This is a genomic window from Streptomyces sp. NPDC001100, assembly GCF_053598575.1.
In genome coordinates, this window is sequence record NZ_JBSFKO010000013.1 from 150,570 (window position 1) to 175,652 (window position 25,083).

The following is a 25,083-nucleotide window of genomic DNA, read 5'->3' on the forward strand; positions in this document are numbered from 1 at the left end:
CCCTCAGTCGAACTTCTCGACCACCGTCTCGAACTGCCGCACCAAGGCCGACAGTGACCGGCCGTCCAGATGGTCCATGACCCGCTTGCGAGCACTGGCGAGGTGGACCGGATACGCGGCCTGGAGCCGTTTCATCCCGTCCGGGGTGAGCGTCGCCACGTTTCCCCGGGCATCCGCCTCGTAGCGCCGTTTGACGACCTGGCCCCGGCTCTGCAGCGCGTCCACGACACGGGTGATGCGGCTCGCCGAGAGGGCGGTGGCCGAGGCCAGGTCCGCCATCCGGAGTTCCTGGTTCTCGGCCTCGGACAGACTCATCAGGACGACGTACTCGGTGAGCGTCAGACCGGTGGCGCGCAGTAGATCGTCGTCGAGCGAGCGCGGCAGCGCGACGATGACACGCATCAGCGCGCGCCAGAAGCGCTCTTCCTGCGCGGTGAGGGGCTCTTCGCCGGTCATCCTCGCAGGTTAACGTGCTCAAGCAAGGAACCTCAACGGCGGCCCGCTACACGTCCAGCCGCCGTACGTCCGTCACCCTGTAGGACATCGAGGCGCGGAACCCGGCGCCGGTACGCACGGGAGCCAGGTCCGCACGGTCGGCGCCGGGCTCGTCCGCCCTGGAAGACCTGGCGCACGTCTCGCCGTACCCGACCCTCCGACACCGTGGCCCGGGCAGGTGATCCGGTGGCGCTGCCGTGGGGGCAGGGTTTGCGACGGTTCTTGCGGACCCTCGCCGTATTTCAGAGGGACACCCGCACCGTTCTGCCAGCGGCAGAACACCGGCCGGACCGGGCTCGACGATCAATACAGTCCGGTCCCATGACGGCGATTACGACGCGTACGGTCGAGTATCCGGCCGACGGGCTGACGATGGTCGGACACCTCGCGCTCCCGGCCGGTGTCGACCGCCGGCCCGCGGTGCTGCTCGGCCCAGAGGGCATGGGGCTCAGCGACGTCGAGCGCCGCCGGGCCGATGTTCTCGCCGAGCTGGGATACGTAGCGCTGGCCTTCGACCTTCATGGCGGGCGCTATTTGGGCGACCCCGAGGAGATGCTGGCCCGTTGCCTGCCGCTGCTCGCCGATTCCGGGCGGATGCGAGGCATCGGCCGTGCGGCGCTCGACGTGTTGCGCACCGAACCGCGGACCGACCCCGACCGGATCGCCGCCGTCGGCTACGGCACCGGGGGCGCCGTCGGGCTGGAACTCGGGCGCGACGGCGTCGAGTTACGCGCGATCGGGACGGTCAACGCACTGACCACGGGCCGACCGGGCGAAGCTGCGCGCATTCGGTGCCCGGTGTGGGCCGGGGTCGGTTCGGAAGACCCGATCATGCCGCCCGCGCAACGCGAGGCGTTCACCGCCGAGATGCAGGCCGCGGGCGTCGACTGGCGCCTCACGCTCTACGGCGGCGCCCTGCACGCCTTCCACCACCCGCCGGTCGACCACCCCACGGTCCCCGGCGTCGGCTACCACCCACAGCACGCGCAGCGAGCCTGGCGCGACGTCGTCGACCTGCTCACCGAGTGCCTGCCCGTGACGGAGGATCCCTGGAACTGGCCGTGAACGAGACCGAGTTGGAGTGGTCCCCAGGGCTGCTGATGCACGGAGTGAGGCGCCTTCCCGTCAAGGTCACGGTCTCCCGCGACACCAACGCGCGCTGAAACACGGCGACTTCAGTCCTGGCGGCGGACTTCGATGAGCAGTTCCTGTTCAGGGTTGAGGGTGGGCATCGGCAGCCCGGCGGTGGCGGGCACCGATCCGGGCAGGACGACAGGAACTCCTCGACGGCGGCGGGGACTTGCGTGGTGCTCCCCGCCCTACAAGCTCCGGCCCGCCTCAGTGCGCCGGAGGGGCGGGCGTCCTGGAGGGTCGCGCCGTTGCGGAAGTCCGGGTAGGGGTAGGGTTCCTTGTTCTTGAGCATTTTGGTGAAGATCGTGAGGTCCACGCCCTGCGCCGCCTTCACGACCGGCCGCGCGGCTCACTGTTCGGCTCCCGTCCCGTGCCGTGTCTGAAGATCAGCACCACCGGCGACCTGTACGAAGGATGCGCGGCGACATCGACATCGGCTTCGACGCCGGGCCCGCCATGAGCCACACCGATCAAGTCGCCTACGGCACCGCCCTGTTCGAGACTCTGATGGACCTGGCCTCCGGTGCGGAGAGCAAGTCCGAGGCGCTCGGGTTCGCGACCGGGGAGATCGTGCCCTGGCGTATGGGAGCGGTCCTGTGAGGGTCAGCCGCGCTCTCGGTACAGGTCGCGCAGCATGGCGATCTCGGCTCCGTGGTGCAGTAGTTCCTGGTTGACCCACCACACGATGTCGATGAACGGCTCCTCCGCGTCGCTGCCGTGCGGACAGGTGCAGTACCCGACGGTGTCGAGCGCGGTGTCGTCGACGCTCAGCAGAGCCTTGCGCCAGGTCTCGGCACCGGCGTCGAAGGCGGCTGCCGCACCGGCCGCGTCGCCGCTGACGGTGTAGTCGTCGCGGGTCAGCGTGTGGCTGCCGGCCGTGTGGTGGGCGCGCAGGGGCAGCAGTTCGGTGAGGTGGCTCAGGCGCCAGGCGAGGGTGGTGAAGGGCGGCGGCCAAGGGTGCGGGTAGGCGGCGGAGTCACGGCCCCAATCCCCCTGTCCCTCAAGGGCAGTTGCACGCGGTCCCGGGCCGTCCGAGCGGCGCCGCACCGACCAGCAACCGGGCACCGGCTCCCAGAGGTACTCCTCGTCGGTCATCGGCCCGACCCGGGTGTCCGTGCCGTCGCCGCTGTCCATGACGGGGCCTGTCCTCCGGGCGGTGCGGCGTTCGCGCGCGAAGTCGAACTGGTCGAGTAGCGGAGCCGGACGGGGTGGGATCACTGGGCGCTCCTGTGGCGCGTCGGGCTGTCCTCGGCCCGAAAACCCAACAGCGTCGCTGCCGAACCGGCCTTCAATTGCTGGCCGCGGGCCCGCAGTCGGCGCAGCATGCGCGGGTCCTCGAAGCCGACCGAGCGGGCGGCTGCGTCGATCGTGGTGCCGTGGCTGATGAGGTGCTCGGCGCGTTCGAGGCGGAGAGTCTGCTGGTAGCGCAGCGGGGTGAGTCCGGTGGCCCGGGTGAAGAGGCGGGTGAGGGTGCGTTCGCTGACGCCGACGGCCGAGGCGAGGGCGGGCAGTGGCAGCGCCTCGTCGAAGCGGGTGTCGATGAGGTCCTGGGCGCGGTGGACGGTGTCGTCCAGGTGGGAGCGGTGCCGGAGCATCGCGCTGGACTGCGGTTCGTGGCCGTTGCGGCGGGCGTAGACGACCATGTCCCTGGCGATCTGGGCGGCCACGGCGGGGCCGTGCCGGGTGGCGACGATGTGCAGGGCGAGGTCGATGCCGCTGGCGATGCCGGCCGAGGTGATGACCCGGTCGTCGGTCGTGAACAGGACGTCTCGGACGACGGTCGCCCTGGGGTGGCGCAGCGCGAGTTCGTCCTGCACGTCGTGGTGGGTGGTGCAGTGGCGGCCGTCGAGGAGTCCGGCCCTGCCGAGCGCTTCGGCTCCGGCGCAGACGCTGGCCACCGTTCCGCCGCGGGCGTGGTGCTCCCGTAGGGCCTGCAAGGGTGTGGGGCCGATGGAGGGCCCCTGGGCGAGCCGGAGCGCACGCCAGCCGGGTACCACGATCAGGTCCTCGGGGGCGAGTTCGGGCCAGTCGAGCCCGGCCGTCAGCGGCAGCCCCTGGGCGCTGGTGACCTGGGGCTGCTCGGCGACGTAGGAGAGCGTGTACGGGTGCCCGAAGTCGGCCGCCGTGGAGAAGACCTGCGCGGGGCCGGCCAGGTCCAGCAGATGGACTCCGGGTACCAGGAAGAAGACGACGTGGCTCACGATCCGGTCATCATGCCTGATCGGCCGCGGCGGCTTCCAGTTCGGCGACCGTCGCGATGGTGGCGAAGCGGCCGGCGAGGGCGTACTCGGTGCGGCGGATGATCTCGTCGGCGGGGAGGGTGCGGGGGTCGGCCAGGAGTTCGGCGACGGTCTGGTCGGCGGGGGCGTCGCGGTGCGCGATGGGGTTGGTGGCGGTCGCGTCGGTGACGAAGGTGACCTGGTAGCCGAAGTCGCTCGCGACGCGGGTGGTGGTCTCGACGCACTGCTCGGTGCGGATACCGCAGACGGTGAGCTCGCGGACGCCGTGCTCGGTGAGGATCTGCTGCAGGTTGGTGGTGGTGAAGGCGTTGTGCGAGGTCTTGTGGAGGAGAGGTTCGCCCTCCTCGCGCTTCAGTCCGTCGATGAGGCGGACGTGGCCGAGGGCCGGGTCGAAGACGTCGCCGCTGCCGGGCTCGGAGTGCAGCACCCACACGACCAGGTCGCCCGCCCGGCGGGCGAGCCGCACCAGGCGGTCGGCCTGCTCGGCGATCTTCGGGTCGGAGATGGTCTCCCAGAGCGGGCGGGCGCGGAAGGATTCCTGGACATCGATGACGATCAGTGCTCGGTTCATGTCCCAAGACTGCGCCGTGCGGGTGGGGCGGCGACAGGCCGCATCGGGTCCAGGACCGGACCGATCCGGTCACCGGCGAGGCAACCTGCCGCCGTCGTCCGCCTACCTCAGCTCGACGAGCAGATCGCCGCCCTCCACCTGCTGGATACGGTTGATGGCGAGACGGGAGACCCGGCCGGACTTGGGGGCGGTGATCGCCGCCTCCATCTTCATGGCCTCAATGGTGGCGACGGTGACTCCGGCCTCCACCTCGTCGCCCTCCTCGACCGCGAGGGTGACGACGCCCGCGAACGGGGCTGCCACATGGCCGGAGTTGGCGCGGTCGGCCTTCTCGGTGACGGGGATGTCGGAGGCCGCGGCGGAGTCGCGGACCTGGATCGGGCGGAGCTGGCCGTTGAGTGCGGACATCACGGTGCGCATCCCGCGCTCGTCGGCCTCGCCGACGGCCTCCAGCTCGATGAGGAGCCGGACGCCCGGTTCCAGGTCGACCGTGTACTCCTTGCCCGGGCGGATGCCGTAGAAGAAGTCCTTGCTGTCGAGGACGCTGGTGTCGCCGTAGGTCTGGCGGTGCGTCTCGAACTCGCGGGTCGGGCCGGGGAACAGCAGGCGGTTGAGGGTGGCGCGGCGATCCTTGTCGAGGGCGGTGCGGTCCTCGGGGGTCAGGTCCTGTACGGGCTTGGGGGCGGCGCGGCCCTGGAGTGCCTTGGTGCGGAACGGCTCGGGCCAGCCGCCGGGCGGGGTGCCCAACTCGCCGCGCAGGAAGCCGATCACGGAGTCGGGGATGTCGTAGCGGTCGGGGGACGCCTCGAAGTCGGCCGGGCTGACTCCGGCGCCGACCAGGTGCAGGGCGAGGTCGCCGACGACCTTCGAGGACGGGGTGACCTTCACCAGGTGCCCGAGGATGCGGTCGGCGGCGGCGTACATCGCCTCGATGTCCTCGAAGCGGTCGCCGAGGCCGAGCGCGATGGCCTGGGTGCGCAGGTTGGAGAGCTGGCCGCCGGGGATCTCGTGGTGGTAGACGCGGCCCGTGGGTGAGGCGAGGCCCGCCTCGAAGGGTGCGTAGATCTTGCGGACGCTCTCCCAGTACGGCTCCAGGTCGCCGATGGCCTGGAGGTCGAGGCCGGTGGGACGGTCGGAGTAGTCGGTGGCGGCGACGATCGCGGAGAGGGACGGCTGCGAGGTGGTGCCCGCCATGGAGGCCACGGCGCCGTCGACGGCGTCCGCGCCGGCCTGGATCGCGGCGAGGTAGGTGGCGAGCTGGCCGCCCGCCGTGTCGTGGGTGTGCAGGTGAACCGGGAGCCCGAACTCGCGGCGCAGGGCGGACACGAGCGTCGCGGCGGCGGGTGCGCGCAGCAGGCCCGCCATGTCCTTGACGGCGAGGACATGAGCACCCGCCTCGACGATCTGCTCGGCCAGGCGGAGGTAGTAGTCGAGCGTGTACAGGCGCTCGCCCGGGTCGGACAGGTCCGAGGTGTAGCAGAGGGCGACCTCGGCGATCGACGTTCCGGTGGCGCGTACGGCGTCGATGGCCGGGCGCATCTGGCCCACGTCGTTCAGCGCGTCGAAGATGCGGAAGATGTCGATGCCGGTGGCGGCGGCCTCCTGGACGAAGGCGTCGGTCACCTGGGTCGGATACGGCGTGTAGCCCACGGTGTTGCGGCCGCGCAGCAGCATCTGGAGGCAGATGTTGGGAACGGCCTCGCGCAGGGCGGCCAGCCGGTCCCAGGGGTCCTCGGCGAGGAAGCGCAGCGCGACGTCGTAAGTGGCGCCGCCCCAGCATTCCAGGGAGAGGAGTTGCGGAACGGTGTGGGCGACGACCGGGGCGACCGCGAGGAGGTCCTTGGTGCGGACTCGGGTGGCCAGGAGCGACTGGTGGGCGTCACGGAAGGTGGTGTCGGTGACGCCGATCGTCGGTGATTCGCGCAGGTGGCGGGCGAAGCCCTCGGGGCCTAGTTCGGCGAGCAACTGCCGTGATCCGGCCGGGGGTTCACCGGCCGGGACGGGCGGCAGCTTGGTGGTGGGGTCGATCAGGTCGGGGCGTTCGCCGTGCGGCTTGTTGACCGTGACGTCGGCCAGGTAGGTCAGCAACTTGGTGCCGCGGTCGGCGGACTGACGGGCCGTCAGCAGCTGCGGGCGCTGCTCGATGAACGACGTGGTGATGCGCCCGGCCTGGAAGTCGGGGTCGTCCAGCACCGCTTGCAGGAAGGGGATGTTGGTGGCCACACCGCGGATGCGGAACTCGGCGACCGCGCGCCGGGCGCGGTTGACGGCGGTGGTGAAGTCGCGTCCCCGGCAGGTGAGTTTGACGAGCATGGAGTCGAAGTGCGCGCTGATCTCCGTACCCGCGTGGGTGGTTCCGCCGTCGAGCCGGATGCCGGAGCCGCCGGGCGAGCGGTAGGCGCTGATGCGGCCGGTGTCGGGGCGGAAGCCGTTGGCGGGGTCCTCGGTGGTGATACGACACTGGAGGGCCGCGCCGTGCAGGGTGACCGTCTCCTGGGAGAGGCCGAGGTCGGCGAGGGTCTCCCCGGAGGCGATCCGCAACTGGGACTGGACGAGGTCGACATCGGTGACCTCCTCGGTCACCGTGTGCTCGACCTGGATGCGCGGGTTCATCTCGATGAAGACGTGGTTGCCCTGCGGGTCGAGGAGGAACTCGACGGTGCCCGCGTTGCGGTAGCCGATCTCGCGGGCGAAGCGGACGGCGTCGGCGCAGATGCGGTCGCGCAGTTCGGGGTCGAGGTTGGGCGCGGGGGCCAGCTCGACGACCTTCTGGTGGCGGCGCTGCAGCGAACAGTCGCGCTCGAAGAGGTGGATGACGTTGCCCTCGCCGTCGGCGAGGATCTGCACCTCGATGTGCCGGGGGTCGACGACGGCCTTCTCCAGGAACACGGTGGCGTCGCCGAACGCGGACATGGCCTCGCGGGCGGCGGCCTCGATGGACTCACGCAGGGTGGCCGGGTCCTCCACCCGACGCATACCGCGGCCGCCACCACCGGCGACGGCTTTCACGAAGACCGGGAAGCCGATCTCCTCGGCGGCGCGCACCAGTTCGTCGACGTCGGTGGAGGGCGCCGAGGAGCCGAGCACCGGTACGCCGGCCGCGCGGGCGGCGGCGACGGCGGTGGCCTTGTTGCCGGTCAGCTCCAGGATGTGGGCGCTGGGGCCGACGAAGGTGATGCCCGCTTCCTCGCAGGCGCGGGCGAGTTCGGGGTTCTCGGAGAGGAACCCGTAGCCCGGGTACACCGCGTCCGCCCCCGCACGCTGGGCCGCGCGCACGATCTCGTCGACCGAGAGATAGGCGCGGACCGGATGCCCGGGCTGGCCGATCTCGTAGGCCTCGTCAGCCTTGAGCCGGTGCAGCGAATTGCGGTCCTCGTGGGGGAAGACGGCGACCGTGCGCGCGCCCAGCTCATAGCCGGCGCGGAACGCCCTGATCGCGATCTCGCCACGGTTGGCGACCAGCACCTTGCGGAACATTCCCGATCCCTTCAGCCTGCCGGTGACGTGCACCATGGTGTCGGCGTCACCCCTATAACGCCATGTGAGCCGGGACACTAGCCGCAAACGTGTCGCGCGGTGCGCACGACGGCGCCGACAGTAAAGAAATCGTATGGTCTAGTCCAAAGGGCAATTTGGTCCAGTCCAATCCATTGACGTGGTCGCGACATCGCCAGAAGCTGAGTGCCTCCCCCACTCCCACCGGAGGCACAACGTGACACGTCTTCGCGCATGTCTCGGCGCGGCGGCCGCCGTGACGCTCGCCGCCGCGGGCACGACCGCTCTCGTCGCGACCAACGCCCAGGGCGCGACCAACTCGACCACCGCACTGAGCAACCGCTGGTACGCCGCGGCCCCCTACCTGATGCCGACGGACAACAACCCGCCCGACGTCGGCACCATCATGGACGCCACCGGCCTCAAGGCCTTCCAGCTCGCCTTCGTCCTCGCCCCCAACGGCGGTGGCTGCACCCCCACCTGGGGAGGCACCTCACCGGTCTCCTCGGACACCGCCGTCCAGTCGGTCATCAACACGATCCGCGCCAAGGGCGGCGACGTCTCCGTCTCGATCGGCGGCTACGGCGGCACCAAGCTCGGCCAGGCCTGCTCCGACCCGGCCTCGACGGCCGCGGCCTACCAGCAGGTCATCACCAAGTACGGGCTGCACGCGATCGACTTCGACCTGGAGGAGCCGGAGTACGAGAACACCGCGGCCGTCCACAACGAGATCGGCGCGGCCAAGATCCTCCAGCAGAACAACGCGGGTCTGTACGTCTCCGTGACCACGGCCGGCACGGCGGACGGCACCGGCTGGTTCGGCAAGCAGATGCTGCTGGAGGCGAAGTCGCAGGGGTTCACCCCGAACAACTTCTCCATCATGCCGTTCGACGGCGGCTTCAACGGCGCGGCCTCCCAGACCAGCGCGCTCACCAACTTCAACTCCATCCTGCAGTCCACGTTCGGCTGGGACCAGGCGACCGCGTACGCCCACGAGGGCTTCTCGGGCATGAACGGCCGCAGCGACACCGGCGAGTACTTCACCCAGGCCGACTTCCAGACGGTCCTGAACTACGCCACCAGCCACAACATGGACCGCTTCACCTTCTGGTCCCTCAACCGCGACCGCCAGTGCAGTCCGGTCGACAACGGCGGTACGACGTCCGGCACTTGCTCCAGCGTGGCGCAGAACGCGTGGGACTTCGCGAAGTACTCGGTCCAGTTCGCGGGCGTGACCCCGCCGACCACGACACCGACGCCGACTCCCACACCGACCCCCGGCACCTGCAGGACGGCGTGGAGTTCCACCGCCGTCTACACCCAGGGCAACGAGGTGTCGTACGGCAACCACAACTGGGTCGCCAAGTGGTGGACCCAGAACGAGGTGCCCGGCGCCTCCCAGTGGGGCCCCTGGCAGGACGAGGGCGCCTGCTGATCCGGCGGGATCAGTAGGAGACGGGCCGCGGCGTCGAGTAGGCCTTGGGAAGGGCGTGCTCGACGTCGCTGTCCGATGTCCGCTGCCCGGAGTCCGTTGCTAGCGAAGGATGTTGACCGCCCGCGCGACCACCAGGACGACGATCGACACGGAGACCGAGGACTGGCCCATCATCAGCATCTTGGCCCAGCGCGAGAGCGGCATCACGTCGGTCGGACTGAAGGCCGTGGAGTTGGTGAAGGACAGGTACAGGTAGTCCAGGAACGCCGGTTCCCAGTCGGGTGGAGCGGTCTCCGGGCTCTGCATCTGGACGAAGAGGAAGTCGGCGTACTGGTGGTCGCCCATGACCCGCGCCATGGGCCCGCCCCGGTCCCACTCCCAGTACCAGAGGGCGAACACGATGACGTTCGTCAGCCAGATGCCCCCACCGGTCAGCAGCAGCGGTCCGGCGTCCAGTCCCTCGGTGCCCCTGACCAGGCCCACCACCAGCCGGGCCGCCGCCCAGCTGTTGGCCAGACTGATGACCCCCGTCAGCACCAGACTCGGCCAGCGCAGCCACCGTGTGCCGGGCTCGATCCGCCGGGGGTTGGCGACGAACAGACCGACCATGAGCACGAGTTCCAGAGTCGGCAGCAGCCAGTACGGCTGGAAGGCGAACCGGTGCGGCAGCATCAGCTGCACGGCGACCGCCACCAGGATCACGGCCGACACGGCCAGCCGCGTCTCCCCGTGCGTCACCCGCCGCCACGCGGGCACCACATCGCGCCTGCTGTCCTCCAGCAGCCGCTCGATCCTGACCAGGCGGTTGTCGGGGTCGTCTCTGTCGTCCGTCATGACACCGATTGTCCCCGGCCCGGGGTCGGTTCCATGACGCGCCCCACCCTGGACGGGACGATCGCGGTCAACCCCGCAGCGGTTGCGCCAGACGCCCCAACAACCCCGCGACCAGCGCGGTCTGCCCCGGCACCGTGTCCGGATGGATGAACTCGCCCTGTGCATGCGCCCCGTCGCCGACCGCGCCCATCCCGCACAGCACCGGCAGGCCGAGCGCGGCGACGAAGTTGGCGTCGCTGGCGCCGCCGACGGCGGTGTCGCGCAGGGGGGCACGGCCCTGCTCGCCGGCGACCTCGCGGGCCAGGTCGAGCAGCGGGGCGGAGGCCGCGTTGAGGGTCATGGGCGGCCGGTTCCAGGCGTGGTCGATCTCGATGCGGACCCTCGGGTCGCTGACCTTGATGGCGTCCAGCTCGGCGTCGACCCGGTCCTGTTCGGCGGCGCTGCCGACCCGGATGTCGACGCCCGCGGTCGCCTGCCCGGCGACGACGTTGATGGCCGAACCACCCCTGATCAGCCCGGTGTTGATGGTGGTGCCCTTCTCCGGGGCGGCCACGGCCACGGCGGCCACGACGAACTCGGACAGCGCGGTGATCGCGCTCGCCCCGTCCTGTGGTGCGAGCCCCGCGTGGGACTCGACGCCGGTGGCCGTGACCTGGAAGATCCCGGTGCCCTTGCGGGCGGTCTTCACGGCGCCGTGGGCACTCGGCTCCAGGACCAACGTCGCGTCCACCTTCCGCGCGAGTTCCTCGATCACCGGCCGCGAGGACAGGGAACCGATCTCCTCGTCGCCGTTGAAGAGGAAGGTGACGGTGGGCAGCGGCGCCCCGCTCTCCCTGGCCAGCTTCAGGGCCCAGATACCTTGCGCCAGACCGGTCTTCATGTCGAAGATGCCCGGCCCGCTCAACCTCGCCCGCCCGTCCTCGGACGCCCCGGGCTGCTCCCATCCGGCGAGGGTTCCGGTCGGCCACACGGTGTCGTAGTGGCCGACGAGCGCCACATGGCCGGCGCCGGAGCCCGCGTAGGTCAGGGTGAGGGTGTCGCCGCACTCGCCGCCCGGGTGCCGCTGTTCGTGGTCGGGGCGGCCGAGCCGCTCCACGGTCAGTTCGCGCAGCAGGTCCAGGCCGGTCGCGAGGGCGGGAAGGTCGTAGCTGCTGGTCTCGTGGCGGACGAGAGTCAGGATGTCGTCGACGATCCACGACGAGGCGTCCTGGGCGCGGGGGGTGAGGGTGGCGGCGGGTGCGGGTGAGGCGGTCATGGTCTGCTTTCTTTTCCGAACCGGCGGGTGACGTTGCTCAGTCGGGGTTCAGCCGATGCCGAGCGGGATGCCCAGCAGGTACCAGGCCACGAAGAACGCGACCCAGACGACCCAGACGACGGCGGCGATGGGGATCGTGAAGGAGGCCAGGGTGCCGATGCCCGCCGACTTGCGGTACTGCTGGATGAAGCCCAGGGCCATGACGAAGTAGGGGCTCATCGGGGTCACGCAGTTGGTGACCGAGTCGGCGACGCGGTAGACGGCCTGGGTGGTCTCGGGCTCGATGCCGATGAGCATCAGCATGGGCACGAGGACCGGCGCGGCCAGCGCCCACAGCGCGGAGCCGCTGGTGATGACGAGGTTCATGAAGGTGATCAGCACGGCGATGCCGACGAGCACCGTCCAGCCGTTCAGGTGCAGGTCGCGCAGCGTCTCGGCGCCCTTGATGGCGAGGATGTTGCCGATGTTCGTCCACTTGAAGTAGGCGAGGAACTGGGCGATCGCGAAGAACAGGACGAGGATCGGCGCCATGGAACGGGTGCCGTCCACCATCGCGCCGATGCTGTCGCGGGCGGCGGTGAAGGTGCCGGCCAGCCGGCCGTAGACGGTGCCGAGCACGGCGAAGAACACGCCCAGGACGAGCGCCATCCCGCCGATGAGCGGGGAGTCGACGATGCCGCCGCCCTCGCCGCGCAGGGGTGAGGAGGCGGGCATCGCGGCCGCCGCGAGGAACACGAGGAAGCCGACGGCGACCAGCCCGGTAACACGCAGGGCGCGTTGCTGCCGTGCGGTGATCTCGATCTCGGCCAGTTCCTCCGCGTCGGGCGCGGCTACCGGCTCGTCGGGCTCCAGGTCGGAGCGGCGGGCGAGAACCTTGTCGACGACGAGGGTGATCACCAGGGCGACCAGGATGGACGAGCCGAGGCCAAAGAGGTAGTTGGCGACCGGGGTGACGACGTAGTGCGCGTCGATGGTGTGGGCGGCGGCCGTGGAGATCCCGGACAGCAGGACGTCGGTGGTGGTGAGTGACGGGGAGGCGTCGTATCCGGCGGCGATCGAGACGTAGGCGACCACACAGCCGAGGACCGGGCTGCGGCCGGCCGCGCGGAAGACCAGGGCGCCGAGCGGGATGAGGGTGACGTAGGCGGCGTCGCCCGCGACATGGCCGACCATGGCCGTCATCGACAGGGCGAAGGTGAGGTACCGGCCCGGCACCCGGGCGACCATGCGGCGCAGCAGCGCGGAGAAGAGTCCGCTCTTCTCGGCGACGGCGATGCCGAACATCACGGTGAGGATGGTGGCCAGCGGCGGGAAGGCCGCGTAGTTGTCGACCGCCCCTTCGACGGCCATGGTGAGGCCGTCCTTGCTGAGCAGGTTCTGCACCTCGACGGTCTCGTGCGTGCCGGGGTGCACGGCGCTCAGACCGGTCGCCGCCAGGACGGCGCTGAGGACGGCGACGACACCCGCGAGGATCCAGAACAGCCAGAAGGGGTTGGGGAGTCGGTTCCCGATCTTCTCTATCGCCGCCAGGCCCCGGAACGCGGTGCGCAGGGCCCTCGACCGAGGCTCGGTGGACTGCGGCTGAGGCTGGGCCGAGGTGACACTCATCGGTACCTCTTCACACATGGGGGGATGTTCCTGCGAACAATGGCATCCCAATGAGAGATTCTCCATCACCTTGACGTAACGGTGGGATTAATCGGCATCTAGAGTGTGACCCATGACCCGCCCTCTCCTCGACGAGCTCGACCGGCGCCTCATCGGCGCGCTGCACCTGGCGCCCCGGGCCACCTGGGACGACATCGGCGAGATCCTGGCCGCCGACGCCAGCACGCTCAAACGGCGCTACGACCGCCTGCACGAGGCCCGTATGGTGCGGGTGATCGGGCAGGCCGACTGGGGCATCCACTCCACGGCGATGCCGGTCCACGTCTTCCTCGACATCACCGGCGAGAGCCCGCTGGCCGTCCTCCACCGGCTCCGGGACCTGCCCCATCTCCAGCTGCTGGCACAGATCTCGGGCGACTACCCGCTCTACGCCGTCGTGCACGCCCCGTCGGAGGCGGCGACCAGCGAGGCGATCGACCGGATGTTCTCCGTGCCCGGTGTCCGCCGCGTCAACGCGCTGCCCGCGCTCAGCACACTGCGCCGGGGCCGGACCTGGGACCCGCAGTTCCTGGCGGACACCGAGCGCGCCGAGCTGCTGAAGCTGGCCGGCGCCCGCCCCGAGGGCACCGCGACCGCGACACCCCCGGCGAAGCCGCTGAGCGAGGCGGAGCGCGGTGTCATCGCCGAACTGCTCCGGGACAGCCGTGCGTCCGCCGCGAGCGTGTCGCGGGCCACCGGTCTGCCCACCTCCACCGCGCACCGCGTCGTCCGCCGGGTCCTGGACGAGGGATGGGTCAAGCCGCGCCTGGAGATCGTGTCGGAGTGGCTCGGCTTCCAGACCGCGTTCATCCTGCGCCTGCGGGTGGCGCCGGGCGCGACCCCCGAGGTCATGCACCGCATCGACCGGCTCCCGCAGACCCGGCTCGCCGCGCATGTGGCCAGCGACATGCCGGTCCTCGCCACCGGGTTGGTGACCGACCGCTCCGCCCTGGCGCGCTTCGTCGACGACGAGCTGGCCAGGATCCCCGGCCTGCTCGGCGTCAGCGTCGCCGTCGTGCTCACCGAGCCGCGCCGCTACTGGCTGGACCGCGACCTGACCACCGGCCTCGGCACCTTCCACGCACCGGCGCTGCTGTGAGCGTTTCCCCGTGCGTCAGCCGGTGCCGAAGGACCCGGTGGCGTAGGCGCACTCCGTGTAGATGTAGCCCGACCTGAGCTTGGCCGTGTCCGAGGCCGGGCTCGCGGTCGAACTGTCCGGACGGTGCACGAAGTACGTGGTGCCGGTCGGCAGACTGATCGTCTTCTGCGGGTAGTTCTTGCCACCGCTGCACGGCTTGAACCCGGACAGCAGGGTGGTGGTCAGGGAGTACGTCGTGCAGCTGCCGCAGGCCTTGAGCGTGAAGCTGCCGGTGACCGGCCCGGTGTAGAGGACGGTGATGTCGTCGGGGCTGTCGTTCTTGACCGTGACGGAGATGCTGCCGCCGGACGCGGTGGTCGGCAGCTTCTTGCCCGCGGCGGGGATGGTCTGGGCCACCTCGGCGGCGATCGCGATCTTCTTGGCGCGGGCCCGGTTCTTGTCGTGCGTGTTGTTCTTCACGAAGTCGTTCATCGTGGTGAGCGCGGAGTCGAAGTCGCCGCTCTTGTATTGCGAGACACCGCACTGGTAGGCCCCGGAGTCGGCCTGGTTGCCGGCCCGTGTGGCGTCGGCGCTCAGCGCGTCGGCCACGCCCGCCTGTCCGCCCTCCAGGGTCCCGATCTGGGAGGAGAGACTGTTCAACTGCTCGACGGCCGCGCACGGTTGGCTGCCGCTCACGCCCTGCGCCGCCTTGGTGACGGCCGACTTGACGGCCGGTTCGACCTGGCCCGCCTGGGACGACTGCGGGAACGTGGACAGCAGATCCCCGAAGTCCGTCGGCCAGTCGGCACTCTGCGTCGCCAGCGAGGCGGAGGCGCATTCGTAGAGGGAGGTGGCCAGCCGGTCGTCCGGCCAGGTGGTGAGCGTGCCCAGCTGCTTCTTGCCGATGGTGCCGGGGACGGTCCGCAGATACTTCAACTGGGGTATCGCGTCACAGTAGTTCTTCTGCGCGTAGGCCCCGGCGACCGTCGTGTAGAACGTCTTCAGCCGGTCGGGCACCTTGCCGGCGGCCCGCGAACCGGAGTGCGCGGTGGTGAGGTTGTCGTACACCGCCAGCGCCTGGCGGTAGTGGGGTTCGGCCGCGGAGAACGACAACCTCCCGCTGTCCGCCACGAGTTGGTCGGCCTTCTCCAACCGGTCCAGGAGCATCTGTTGCGTCGCCTCGTCACGGGCGTTGTCGTACAGCACGACTCCCCCGGCGGGTACGGCGAGCAGTACCAGGCCCAGCACGATGGCGAGCGGTGTGGGCGCGGGCCAGGCGAGCCGGGTGCGCAGACCGACCAACGCGCCGTGGACGGCGGCGAACACGAGGAACACGACGTACAGCACGACGAGCGGGCCCGAGACGCCGTCAGGGTCGGCGGGCAGTGCCACCAGCAGCAGGACAACGGTCGCGACCCAGCACACGGCCATCAGCAGCCAGCGGCGCGTCAGCGCGTAACCGAGGCCGAGGCCACTGAGGTTGAGGAGGCCGACCGCGACGGATCTGAGTCGGTCCGGCGGGGCGGGTGGAGGTGACGTGGGCATGGGCGGAACGGCGAAGCCCTGATACCCCTGATTTCCCTGATAACCGCCGTACTGGTCCCCGGACATGGTTCTCCCCCCGCTCAACAACGCCCCCGTTACCGTGACTTGTCAGTGTACGGTCGGGTTCGCCGCTAGGACAGGGCAGGCCTCGCGGCACCTCCGCTCCTCAGCACTCTGGACAGCCCGAGCGCCGCCGTCCGTACCGCCGGGGCGAGTTGGGCGGGGCGGAAACGGGTGCGCGGCACGGCGACCGAGAGCGCGGCCACCGCGGTGCCCCCGGCGAACACCGGGGCCGCGATGCAGCTCACCCCCGCGGCCGCCTCCTGCTCCTCGTAGGCGAGGCCGGAGACCTGGATCTTCTCCAGGGTCATACGCAGCCGGCCCGGGTCGGTGATCGAGTGCGGGGTGAGACTCGGCAGCGGGCGGGACAGCACCTCCTCCGTCAACTCCCCGCCGGAGAAGGCCAGTAGGGCCTTGCCCACCGCCGTGCAGGTCAGGGGCAGGCTACCGCCGATGCGGGAGGGCAGCCGCAGGGCCTCGTGGCCATGGATGCGCTCCAGGTAGACCACCTCCATGCCCTCGCGGACACCGAGGTGGATGGTCTCCCGGGTGGCCTCGAACAGGTCCTGGAGGAAGGGCAGGGCCGTCTCGCGCAGATCACGCCGGTGCGGGACCAGCGAGCCCAGCTCGAACAGCTTCGCGCCGAGCAGATAGCGCGGGCCCGAACGCTCCAGCCAGCCCAGCCCGACCAGGTCGGCCGCCAGCCGGTGGACCGTGGGCTTGGGCAGTCCGGTGCGCTCCGAAAGTTCCGACAGGCGGTACGGTCCGCCGCTCGGACTGAAGCAGTCGAGGATGAGCGCGGCCTTCTCCAGCATGCTGCCGCCCACATTGTTCCGTGTCACGGAACAAACATTGTCCCTTGGCGGGGATGCTGTCTATACCGAGGGTGTACCCGCACTGCTCTCCCAGGAGGTAACCCGTGCCCACCGTGCCCGACGGCGCCCGCCCGGACGCCGTGTCCCCGCCCGTGGTCAAGGCCGCCGACCTGCTGGCGGAGGCCACCCGTACCGGGGTCGCCTGTCCGCCGGTGCGCGACCTGCTCGACGGCGGCGATCTGGAGACCGCCTACGCCGTGCAGCAGCTCAACGTCCGCCGCGGTCTGGACACCGGCCGCCGCATCGTCGGCCGCAAGATCGGTCTGACCTCCCCCGCCGTGCAGCGCCAACTCGGTGTGGACCGGCCGGACTTCGGCGCGCTGTTCGCCGACATGGCGGTGCCGGACGGCGGCGAGGTGCCCGTGGGCCGACTGCTCCAGCCGAAGGTGGAGGCCGAGGTCGCGCTGGTCGTCGGCAGGGACCTGCCGCACCCGCAGTGCACGATCGTCGACGTGCTGCGCGCGGTCGACTTCGCGCTGCCCGCGCTGGAGATCGTCGACAGCCGGGTGCGCGACTGGGACATCTCCCTCGTCGACACCGTCGCCGACAACGCCTCCTGCGGCCTGTACGTCCTCGGCGGCACACCCGTACCGCTGACGGCCGTGGACCTGCGTGCGGTCACGATGACCATGAACCGGGACAGCGAGACCGTCTCCGAGGGCACCGGCGCCGACTGTCTCGGCAGCCCCCTCACCGCAGCGGTCTGGCTCGCCTCGGCCCTCGCCGAGCGCGGCGACCCGCTGCGCGCGGGCGACCTCGTGCTGACCGGCGCCCTCGGTCCGATGACCCCGGCCGCCCCCGGGGACACCTTCGAGGCGCACATCTCGGACCTGGGCTCGGTACGGGTCCGTTTCGCCACGGAAAGGAACGGCAAGTGACGACCAAGGTCGCCATCATCGGCTCCGGCAACATAGGCACCGACCTCCTGATCAAGGTCCTGCGCCTCTCCGAGACCCTGGAGATCGCCGCGCTGGCCGGCATCGACCCGGACTCCGACGGCCTGGCCCGCGCCCGCCGCCTCAAGGTCGCCACCACCCACGAGGGTGTCGAAGGACTGGTCAAGCTGGACGAGTTCGCCGACGTCGACATCGTCTTCGACGCGACCTCCGCCGGCGCCCACCGCCACCACGACGAAGTCCTACGGCCCCTCGGCCGCACCCTCGTCGACCTCACCCCGGCCGCCCTCGGCCCGTACGTCGTCCCGCCGGTCAACGGCGAGGCCCACCTCGACGCCCCGAACGTCAACATGGTCACCTGCGGCGGCCAGGCCACGATCCCGATCGTCGCCGCGGTGGGCGCCGTCTCGCCGGTCCACTACGGCGAGATCGTCGCGTCCATCGCCTCCCGCTCGGCCGGCCCCGGCACCCGCGCGAACATCGACGAGTTCACCGAGACCACCTCCCGGGCCGTCGAGGCGGTCGGAGGCGCCGCGCGCGGCAAGGCGATCATCGTCCTCAACCCGGCCGAACCCCCGCTGATCATGCGCGACACCGTGCACTGCCTGGTCTCCGACTGCGCGACCGAGGAACTCACCGCGTCCGTCGAGGAGATGGTCGCCCGCGTCCAGGCGTACGTGCCCGGCTACCGCCTCAAGCAGCAGGTGCAGTACGACAAGGTGGCGGCCGACGACCCGCTGCGCACCCTGGCGCCGGGCACGGGCGAGCTGCTGAAGGTGTCGGTGTTCCTGGAGGTCGAGGGCGCCGCCCACTACCTCCCCGCCTACGCCGGAAACCTCGACATCATGACCTCGGCAGCCCTGCGCACAGCGGAACGCATGGCCGCCCGCACCGCCAAGGAGACAGCCAAGTGACCCCGTCCCTCTACGTCCAGGACGTCACCCTGCGGGACGGCATGCACGCCGTGCGCCACCGCTACACCGTCGACCAGGCCCGCGCGATCGCCGCCGCCCTGGACGCGGCCGGGGTTGCCGCCATCGAGATCGCCCACGGCGACGGACTGTCGGGCTCCAGCATCAACTACGGCGTCGGCGCCCACACCGACTGGGAGTGGATCGAGGCCGTCACCGACGTCGTACGGCAGTCGATCCCGACCACCCTCCTCCTGCCGGGTATCGGAACCGTCCACGACCTCAAGCAGGCCCACGCGCTGGGCATCCGCTCGGTACGGGTCGCCACGCACTGCACCGAGGCCGACATCTCCGCCCAGCACATCGCGGCAGCGCGGGAGTTGGGCATGGACGTGGCCGGGTTCCTCATGATGTCCCACATGGCCGAGCCCGCCGAACTCGCCCGCCAGGCAAAGCTCATGGAGTCCTACGGCGCCCACTGCGTCTACGTCACGGACTCCGGCGGCCGGTTGACGATGGACGGCGTCCGGGACCGCTTCCGCGCCTACCGCGAAGTCCTCGCCCCGGAGACCGAGTTGGGCATCCACGCCCACCACAACCTCGCGCTCGGCGTGGCCAACACGGTCGTCGCGGTGGAGGGCGGCGCGATCCGCGTCGACGCCTCCCTCGCGGGCCAGGGCGCGGGCGCGGGCAACTGTCCGCTGGAGGCGTTCGTAGCGGTCGCCGACCTGATGGGCTGGAAGCACGGCTGCGACCTGTTCCCGCTGATGGACGCGGCCGACGATCTCGTACGACCGCTGCAGGACCGCGAGGTACGGGTGGACCGCGAGACCCTCAGCCTCGGCTACGCGGGCGTGTACTCCAGCTTCCTGCGCCACGCCGAGACGGCTGCCGCCCGCTACGGCCTCGACACGCGCAGCATCCTGGTCGAGGCGGGGCGGCGGGCGATGGTCGGCGGCCAGGAGGACATGATCACGGACATCGCGCTGGACCTGGTAGCCCGCGCGGCAAAGACGGCCTGAGCCGGGACCGGCCGCGAGGACACGGGTGTCGGCGCCGCATGACACCGACACCCGTGGGGAGTTGAGGCGGACCGACCCGACGGTATCGAGTTGGTCTAGTCCTCTTGACGGAGGGTCGTGCGAGCGCTTTGGTATATACCAAACCCTTCACGCGCCACCCCCCACCACTCCCCCCTTATAGGCACCCCCGAAAGGGGATCTGTCATGCGCCTGGCAAGACTCGCGGCTTCCGTGTGCACCCTCGCGCTCTCGGTCACCGGCGTCACCGTCGCCCTGGCCCCCACGAGCAGCGCCGCGGGAAGCAGCGTCTACTCCGTGGCCCCCTACGTCGACATGTCGAACAGTCAGGAAGGACTGCTCGACACCGCCATCACCGGACACCAGCTCAAGGCGTACACAGCGGCCTTCGTGCTCGGCGTCGGCTGCAACCAGATCTGGGGCGACACCCTCCCCATCGGCAACGACTCCTACACCGACCCCCTGATCGCCAAGGCGAAGTCCGAGGGCGCGTCGGTCATCATCTCCTCCGGCGGCGCGAGCGGCGAGCCGCTGGCCTGGACGTGCTCGACGCAGAGCAGCATCGACGCCGGGTACCAGGCCATCATCAACGACTACGGCGTCACCAGCTCGACTTCGACATCGAGGGCGCCGCCATCGCGGACACCGCCGCGGTGGCCCGCCAGATGCAGGCGATGAAGGACCTCAAGGCGGCCAACCCGAACCTGAAGTTCTCCATGACCCTGCCGGTGCTGACGAGCGGGCTGACCGGCGACGGCGTCAACATCGTCAAGGCCGCCAAGACCGCGGGCATCAAGATCGACGTCCTCAACATCATGGCCATGGACTACTACGCGGGCACCGGCACCGAGATGGGTCAGGCCGCCGTCTCCGCGGCCAGGGCCACGCTGACGCAGATGCAGTCGGTCGACTCCAGCTACACCTACGCCAACCTCGGCATCACCCCGATGATCGGCAAGAACGACGACGGCTCCACCTTCACGCCGGCCGACGCCCAGACAGTGGAGAGCTTCGCCGCGCAGAACAGCGTCGGCCGGCTGGCGTTCTGGGCGATCACCCGGGACCAGGCGTGCGGCGGCAGCGCCAACTCCCTGCCCACGTGCAGTCAGATCAGCCAGAACAGCCTCGCGTTCACCGACGCGTTCGTGCCCTACACGGGCACGGGCACGGGCGGCGGAGGAGGCACCACCAGCGACTTCTCGGTGTCCCTGTCGCCGGGCTCGGCCTCGGTCGCCCAGGGCGGTTCGGCGACCTCTACCGTCTCCACCGCCGTCACCTCCGGCAGCGCCGAGTCCGTCAGCCTCTCCGCCTCCGGCGCACCCTCCGGCGTCAGCGTCTCGTTCAGCCCCAACTCCGTTACATCCGGTGGCAGTTCGACGCTCACGGCGACGGTCGGCTCGTCCGTGGCCGCAGGCAACTACCCGATCACCGTCACCGGCACCGCCGCGACAGGCAGCCACAGCGCCACGTACACGCTCACCGTCACCAGCAGCACTGGAGGAGGCGGCGAAAGCTCGCTGACCAACGCGGGCTTCGAGACCGGCAGTCTGAGTCCGTGGACCTGCACGGGCGGCAGCGCGGTGGTCTCCAGTCCCGTGCACAGTGGAAGCCACAGCCTCCAGGTCGCGCCGAGTGCCAGTGCCACCGGCGAATGCGACCAGACCGTCACCCTGTCCCCGAACAAGAGCTACACGCTCACCGCCTGGGTCCAGGGACCGTACGCCTACCTCGGGGTGAGCGGCGGCGCCTCCGCGAGCACCTGGTCCAACAGCACGAGCTGGAACCAGCTGTCCGTCGCCTTCACCACCGGCAGCAGCGGCACGGTCACCGTCTACGTCCACGGCTGGTACGGCCAGTCCAACGTCACGGCCGACGACTTCACGCTCAGCTAGCGACTCGCCGACGTATCGGCGCCGGTGCCCAGGGGACCCCTGTCCTCCTGGGCACCGTCCGCGCCCACCGGGACGGCCGGCTCACGGCGGTTGTGGCGGCGGATGACCAGCCACGTGATCCAGCCGACGCCGATGATGAACCCGAAGCTGATGATCCGGTAGAGCACGACCGTCGCGATGGCGGTGCTGGTCGCCACGCCACCCGTGACCAGGCCGAGGACGAGCGCGCTGTCGATGATTCCGAGTCCGCCCGGGATGATCGTGAGGGTGCCGGCGGCCATGCCCGCGCAGAAGGCGAGCAGCAGTTGGGCGTTGCTGATCTGCGTGTCGCTTATGGCGTGGAAGCACAGCCACAGACAGCCCGCGTCGAGCAGCCAGTTGAGCACGGCGAAGACGGCGGCGGCGACGGCATGCCGGGGCTGCAGCCGGGCGGTGCGGAGTTGGTCGACGAAGCTGCGGATCCGGTCGAGGCCCTGGGCCTCGGGAAGGTGCCGCAGCTTGTTGACCTTGGCGAGCGCGGCCCGGGTCGCCGGTTCGACCTTCTCCGGGTGGCGGGTGATGCGCCGGATGCCGACGGTGAGCAGCAGGACGGCCAGGCCGAGGGTGACGAGGCTGTGCCACTGCAGGCTGCCGTCGGAGGCGATCGCGGAGATCGCGGTGACGACGGCCAGGGCCGCCGCGGAGAGTATGCCGGAGAGCGCGATGCACCAGGAGGCGACGGCGGGTGTGGCTCCGAAGCGGCGCATCTGCTGGTAGTTGAAGTGGGTGGAGAAGGCCGGTCCGCCGGGCAGCGTGACGCTGAGCGAGTGGGCGGCGTAGGCCAGGGCGACGTGCTTCTGGATCGGCACGATCACTCCGGCCGAGCGCAGCAGCCGGCGCTGCATGCGCGCGTAGCAGCCCATGGCGGCAATCTCGGCGACGAGCGCGACGGCGAACCAGTTCAGCCGGGGTGCGCGCAGCTGTGACAGGGCGGCGGCCAGCGACGGCCAGCCCAGCACCAGTTCGGTGCTGAACAGCGCGAGCAGGACCGTGATCACCACCGGGCGCACCCAGCGTCGGGTGCGATGCGATGCCGTGTCGGCCGGTTCGGGGGTGATGGCGGTGGTGTCCGGAGCGTGCACAGGCAGGACCGTCGATTTCGTGAAGTGAGCTTCAACCGTCGGCGATCCCGGCGCCGCTCAGTGCGGGGACGGTGTTCTCCGAGCGGACGAGGGAGCGGGCGCCGAGGCGGAACTGTGCCAGTTTATGCACGATGGCCCGGCGGGCCGGAGTGTGCCCCCGTTCGTTCGTTGCGCGCGTACGCCGTCGTGCGGGCCCCCGCTGCACGAAGGGGCCCGCATCGCACCGGAGTTCAGACCGAGTCGGCGTGCTCCTGGTCGCGACTGGTCTCCGCCGCCTCCGGCTCCGGCTCGCCGCCCGCGCGGCGGCCGGGCAGGACCGCGAGGACGATCAGCGTGCCGGCGGCCATGATGATCCCGCCGACCAGGCTGGTCTGCGCGACACCGTGGGCGAAGGCCTCGTGCACGGCGTCGACCAGGGCCTGTGCCTGCTGCGGTCCGGCGGACGGGGTCCTCGCGATCTCCTGGGCGACCGCCAGGCCGCCGCCGACCGAGTCCTTGGCGGTGTCGAGGGCGGCGGCGGGGAGATGGCCGCCGACCAGGTCGGTCAGCTCGTCCTTGTAGACGGTGCCCAGCAGCGAGCCGAGGATGGCGATGCCCAGCGAGCCGCCCAGTTCCAGCGCGGTGTCGTTGGCGCCGCCGCCGACACCGAGCTCGTTCTCCGGGAAGGAACCCATGATCGTGTCCGTCGCGGGCGAGACGCTCAGTCCGACCGCGAAGCCGAGCAGCATCAACGTGGGCAGGAAGTCGCCGTAGGTGGAGGTCTTGTCGACCTGGGTGAGCAGGAGGACGGCCACGGTGCCGAGCACCATGCCGGTCACCACCATCGGCTTCATGCCCAGCTTCGGGGTGAGCCGTCCGGTGACCGCGGCGCCGAGGAACACGGCTCCGGCCAGCGGCAGCAGTCGTACGCCGGTCTCCAGCGCGTCGTAGCCGAGGACGAACTGCAGGAACTGCGTGGCGTAGTAGATCGAGCCGAAGGTGCCGAAGAAGAAGAACAGCACCGCCGTCATCGAGCCGCTGAAGGGGCGGTGGGCGAACTTGCGGACGTCGAGCATGGGGTGCGGGTGGCGCAGCTCCCAGGCCACGAAGGCGGGCAGTCCTACGGCGGCGACGACGGCCGCGGTGACCGGTCCCGCGCCCCAGCCGAAGTGCGGGCCCTCGATGATGGCGTAGACGAGGCTGCCGACCGAGACGATGGAGAGCAGGCCGCCCACGTAGTCGATGCGGAACGTCGTGTCCGCCTTGGACGGCGGAACGAGGACCAGGGCGCCGAGCACCGCGAGAACGGCGATGGGGACGTTGATCAGGAACGTGGAGCCCCAGGCGTGGTCCTCAAGGAGCCAGCCCGCGACCAGCGGGCCGACGGCGATAGCGAGGCCCGAGGTGGCGGTCCAGGCCGTGATGGCCCGTGCCCGCTCGTGCTTCGGGAAGATCGCGACCAGCAGGGACAGGGTGGCCGGCATGACCACGGCCGCGCCCACCCCCATGATCGCGCGGGCCGCGATGACGAGTCCGGTCTCGTGGACGAGGCTGCCCGTCACCGATCCCGCGGCGAAGACCACCAGGCCGGTGACGAGGGCGCCGCGGCGGCTGTACTTGTCGCCGATCGAGCCCAGGACGAGCATCAGCGCGGCGTACGGGACGGTGTAGCCGTCGATGACCCACTGCAGATCACTGCTGCTCAGGCCGAGGTCCGTGGTCATGGCCGGCGCGGCCACGATCAGCGAGGTGTTCGCCATGACGACGATCAACAGGCTCAGGCACAGCACGATCAGGGCGGACCAGCGGCGCGCGTAGGGCCCGGCCATCCGGTCGACGGGGGTGGTGACGAAGAGCGGCATCGGGGACTCCTGGGGACGCGTTAATTGCTCACTGATGTGCAGGCTATTTTATTGCTCACCGATGTGCAACTATGCCGGGAAGAGGCGGCCTCTCCAGGAGGTGTCGACGTGATGAGCCGCAGCAGCGCCAGGGCGCACGCCACCCGCGCCCGCATCCTGGAAGCGGCCCTGCGTGAACTGGGCCGCGACCCCGACTGCAGCCTCGGCGACATCGCCGGAGCCGCGGGCGTGGCCCGGCGCACCATCTACGGGCACTTCACCGGGCGGGCCGCGCTCATCCAGGGCCTCGCCGCGGACGCCGGGGAGGCGGTACGGCGGGCGAGCGCCGACACGCACGCGCCGACGCCGGACGCCGTGACCGCGCTGGCCCGCTTCGTCCTGGCCCTGTGGCCGGTCGGCGACCGCTACCGCACACTCCTCGGACTCGCCCACCACGACCTGAGCCCCGACGCGACCGACGCGCTCCTGCGCCCGGCCCGCGCGGCCGTCAGCGGAATCCTCGCCCAGGGCCAGCAACAGGGCGTCTTCCACACCGCCGTCCCGCCGGGACCGCTCAACCGAGCCCTGGAGGCACAGATGCTGGCGCTGCTGGAATGCGTCAACTCCGGCCTCTGGAACGACGACGGCACGGCCGCCGCCATCGCCGCCCTCATCACCGCGGGCGTCGGACGCGACTGCGCCGCCGCCGCGGTTCACCATCTGCGACCGTCCGACTGAAGGA

General features: G+C 70.6%; 22 protein-coding genes and 1 pseudogene. 10 read left to right on the forward strand and 13 right to left on the reverse strand.

Going from position 1 to position 25,083, the window contains the following annotated elements:
- Positions 1–3 precede the first annotated feature (3 nt).
- Positions 4–456 (reverse strand): MarR family winged helix-turn-helix transcriptional regulator, encoded by a 453-nt coding sequence (locus ACWDEW_RS20855; RefSeq protein WP_450514440.1) that lies wholly within the window; start codon positions 454–456, stop codon positions 4–6.
- 360 nt (positions 457–816) lie between these two features.
- Between ACWDEW_RS20855 and ACWDEW_RS20860 the strand changes: the two genes are divergently transcribed.
- Positions 817–1,560, forward strand: a complete 744-nt coding sequence (locus ACWDEW_RS20860) for a dienelactone hydrolase family protein (RefSeq protein ID WP_450514441.1) — start codon at positions 817–819, stop codon at positions 1,558–1,560.
- 480 nt (positions 1,561–2,040) lie between these two features.
- On the forward strand, positions 2,041–2,226 hold the full coding sequence (locus tag ACWDEW_RS20865; RefSeq protein WP_450514442.1) for a hypothetical protein: 186 nt from the start codon (positions 2,041–2,043) through the stop codon (positions 2,224–2,226).
- 3 nt (positions 2,227–2,229) lie between these two features.
- Here ACWDEW_RS20865 and ACWDEW_RS20870 read toward each other — a convergent pair whose 3' ends face one another.
- The 4 genes from ACWDEW_RS20870 to ACWDEW_RS20885 form a co-directional block, all read right to left on the reverse strand.
- Complete coding sequence (locus ACWDEW_RS20870) at positions 2,230–2,844, reverse strand: DinB family protein (RefSeq protein ID WP_450514443.1); 615 nt, start codon at positions 2,842–2,844, stop codon at positions 2,230–2,232.
- On the reverse strand, positions 2,841–3,827 hold the full coding sequence (locus ACWDEW_RS20875) for a GlxA family transcriptional regulator (RefSeq protein ID WP_450514444.1): 987 nt from the start codon (positions 3,825–3,827) through the stop codon (positions 2,841–2,843). The genes ACWDEW_RS20870 and ACWDEW_RS20875 overlap by 4 nt, the downstream gene beginning before the upstream one ends.
- Before the next feature lie 10 nt (positions 3,828–3,837).
- Positions 3,838–4,437: a cysteine hydrolase family protein gene (locus ACWDEW_RS20880; RefSeq protein WP_450514445.1), complete on the reverse strand. Its 600-nt coding sequence runs from the start codon at positions 4,435–4,437 to the stop codon at positions 3,838–3,840.
- Between the two features lie 102 nt (positions 4,438–4,539).
- Positions 4,540–7,914: a pyruvate carboxylase gene (locus ACWDEW_RS20885; RefSeq protein ID WP_450514523.1), complete on the reverse strand. Its 3,375-nt coding sequence runs from the start codon at positions 7,912–7,914 to the stop codon at positions 4,540–4,542.
- 235 nt (positions 7,915–8,149) lie between these two features.
- Between ACWDEW_RS20885 and ACWDEW_RS20890 the strand changes: the two genes are divergently transcribed.
- Positions 8,150–9,367, forward strand: coding sequence for a chitinase (locus ACWDEW_RS20890; protein WP_450514446.1), 1,218 nt, complete (start codon positions 8,150–8,152; stop codon positions 9,365–9,367).
- Positions 9,368–9,466: 99 nt separating this feature from the next.
- Here ACWDEW_RS20890 and ACWDEW_RS20895 read toward each other — a convergent pair whose 3' ends face one another.
- The 3 genes from ACWDEW_RS20895 to ACWDEW_RS20905 all read right to left on the reverse strand — a co-directional run bounded on the left by ACWDEW_RS20895 (position 9,467) and on the right by ACWDEW_RS20905 (position 13,064).
- Positions 9,467–10,201, reverse strand: coding sequence for a hypothetical protein (locus ACWDEW_RS20895; protein WP_450514447.1), 735 nt, complete (start codon positions 10,199–10,201; stop codon positions 9,467–9,469).
- 67 nt (positions 10,202–10,268) lie between these two features.
- The gene (locus ACWDEW_RS20900) at positions 10,269–11,456 is read right to left on the reverse strand and encodes a M20 family metallopeptidase (RefSeq protein ID WP_450514448.1); all 1,188 of its coding nucleotides are present in this window, start codon (positions 11,454–11,456) and stop codon (positions 10,269–10,271) included.
- A gap of 48 nt (positions 11,457–11,504) precedes the next feature.
- Positions 11,505–13,064 carry an AbgT family transporter gene (locus tag ACWDEW_RS20905; RefSeq protein ID WP_450514449.1) on the reverse strand — a complete coding sequence of 520 codons (1,560 nt, stop codon included), beginning with the start codon at positions 13,062–13,064 and terminating at the stop codon, positions 11,505–11,507.
- 112 nt (positions 13,065–13,176) lie between these two features.
- Between ACWDEW_RS20905 and ACWDEW_RS20910 the strand changes: the two genes are divergently transcribed.
- Positions 13,177–14,202 (forward strand): Lrp/AsnC family transcriptional regulator, encoded by a 1,026-nt coding sequence (locus ACWDEW_RS20910; RefSeq protein ID WP_450514450.1) that lies wholly within the window; start codon positions 13,177–13,179, stop codon positions 14,200–14,202.
- A gap of 15 nt (positions 14,203–14,217) precedes the next feature.
- Here ACWDEW_RS20910 and ACWDEW_RS20915 read toward each other — a convergent pair whose 3' ends face one another.
- Both ACWDEW_RS20915 and ACWDEW_RS20920 read right to left on the reverse strand, forming a co-directional pair.
- Positions 14,218–15,726 (reverse strand): hypothetical protein, encoded by a 1,509-nt coding sequence (locus tag ACWDEW_RS20915; protein WP_450514451.1) that lies wholly within the window; start codon positions 15,724–15,726, stop codon positions 14,218–14,220.
- A gap of 131 nt (positions 15,727–15,857) precedes the next feature.
- Entirely contained in the window at positions 15,858–16,601 is a 744-nt protein-coding gene (locus ACWDEW_RS20920; RefSeq protein WP_450514524.1) for an IclR family transcriptional regulator, read from the reverse strand.
- 104 nt (positions 16,602–16,705) lie between these two features.
- Here ACWDEW_RS20920 and mhpD point away from each other — a divergent pair, with 104 nt between their 5' ends.
- The 5 genes from mhpD to ACWDEW_RS20945 all read left to right on the forward strand — a co-directional run bounded on the left by mhpD (position 16,706) and on the right by ACWDEW_RS20945 (position 21,400).
- Complete coding sequence (gene mhpD / locus ACWDEW_RS20925) at positions 16,706–17,539, forward strand: 2-keto-4-pentenoate hydratase (protein WP_450514452.1); 834 nt, start codon at positions 16,706–16,708, stop codon at positions 17,537–17,539.
- The gene (locus ACWDEW_RS20930; protein WP_450514453.1) at positions 17,536–18,471 is read left to right on the forward strand and encodes an acetaldehyde dehydrogenase (acetylating); all 936 of its coding nucleotides are present in this window, start codon (positions 17,536–17,538) and stop codon (positions 18,469–18,471) included. Before mhpD ends, ACWDEW_RS20930 begins: the two co-directional genes overlap by 4 nt.
- Positions 18,468–19,490, forward strand: coding sequence for a 4-hydroxy-2-oxovalerate aldolase (gene dmpG / locus ACWDEW_RS20935; protein WP_450514454.1), 1,023 nt, complete (start codon positions 18,468–18,470; stop codon positions 19,488–19,490). The genes ACWDEW_RS20930 and dmpG overlap by 4 nt, the downstream gene beginning before the upstream one ends.
- 204 nt (positions 19,491–19,694) lie before the next feature.
- Positions 19,695–20,186, forward strand: a complete 492-nt coding sequence (locus tag ACWDEW_RS20940; RefSeq protein ID WP_450514455.1) for a hypothetical protein — start codon at positions 19,695–19,697, stop codon at positions 20,184–20,186.
- Positions 20,174–21,400, forward strand: a complete 1,227-nt coding sequence (locus ACWDEW_RS20945; RefSeq protein WP_450514456.1) for a carbohydrate binding domain-containing protein — start codon at positions 20,174–20,176, stop codon at positions 21,398–21,400. The genes ACWDEW_RS20940 and ACWDEW_RS20945 overlap by 13 nt, the downstream gene beginning before the upstream one ends.
- Here ACWDEW_RS20945 and ACWDEW_RS20950 read toward each other — a convergent pair.
- The 3 genes and pseudogenes from ACWDEW_RS20950 to ACWDEW_RS20960 all read right to left on the reverse strand — a co-directional run bounded on the left by ACWDEW_RS20950 (position 21,397) and on the right by ACWDEW_RS20960 (position 24,362).
- Complete coding sequence (locus tag ACWDEW_RS20950; RefSeq protein WP_450514457.1) at positions 21,397–22,521, reverse strand: lysylphosphatidylglycerol synthase transmembrane domain-containing protein; 1,125 nt, start codon at positions 22,519–22,521, stop codon at positions 21,397–21,399. The two genes, ACWDEW_RS20945 and ACWDEW_RS20950, sit on opposite strands and share 4 nt — an antisense overlap.
- Before the next feature lie 31 nt (positions 22,522–22,552).
- Positions 22,553–22,678, reverse strand: a pseudogene (locus ACWDEW_RS20955) (VOC family protein); the annotation flags it as partial.
- A gap of 73 nt (positions 22,679–22,751) precedes the next feature.
- Entirely contained in the window at positions 22,752–24,362 is a 1,611-nt protein-coding gene (locus ACWDEW_RS20960; RefSeq protein WP_450514458.1) for an MFS transporter, read from the reverse strand.
- A 111-nt stretch (positions 24,363–24,473) separates the two neighbouring features.
- Between ACWDEW_RS20960 and ACWDEW_RS20965 the strand changes: the two genes are divergently transcribed.
- Positions 24,474–25,079 (forward strand): TetR/AcrR family transcriptional regulator, encoded by a 606-nt coding sequence (locus tag ACWDEW_RS20965; protein WP_450514459.1) that lies wholly within the window; start codon positions 24,474–24,476, stop codon positions 25,077–25,079.
- Positions 25,080–25,083 lie beyond the last annotated feature (4 nt).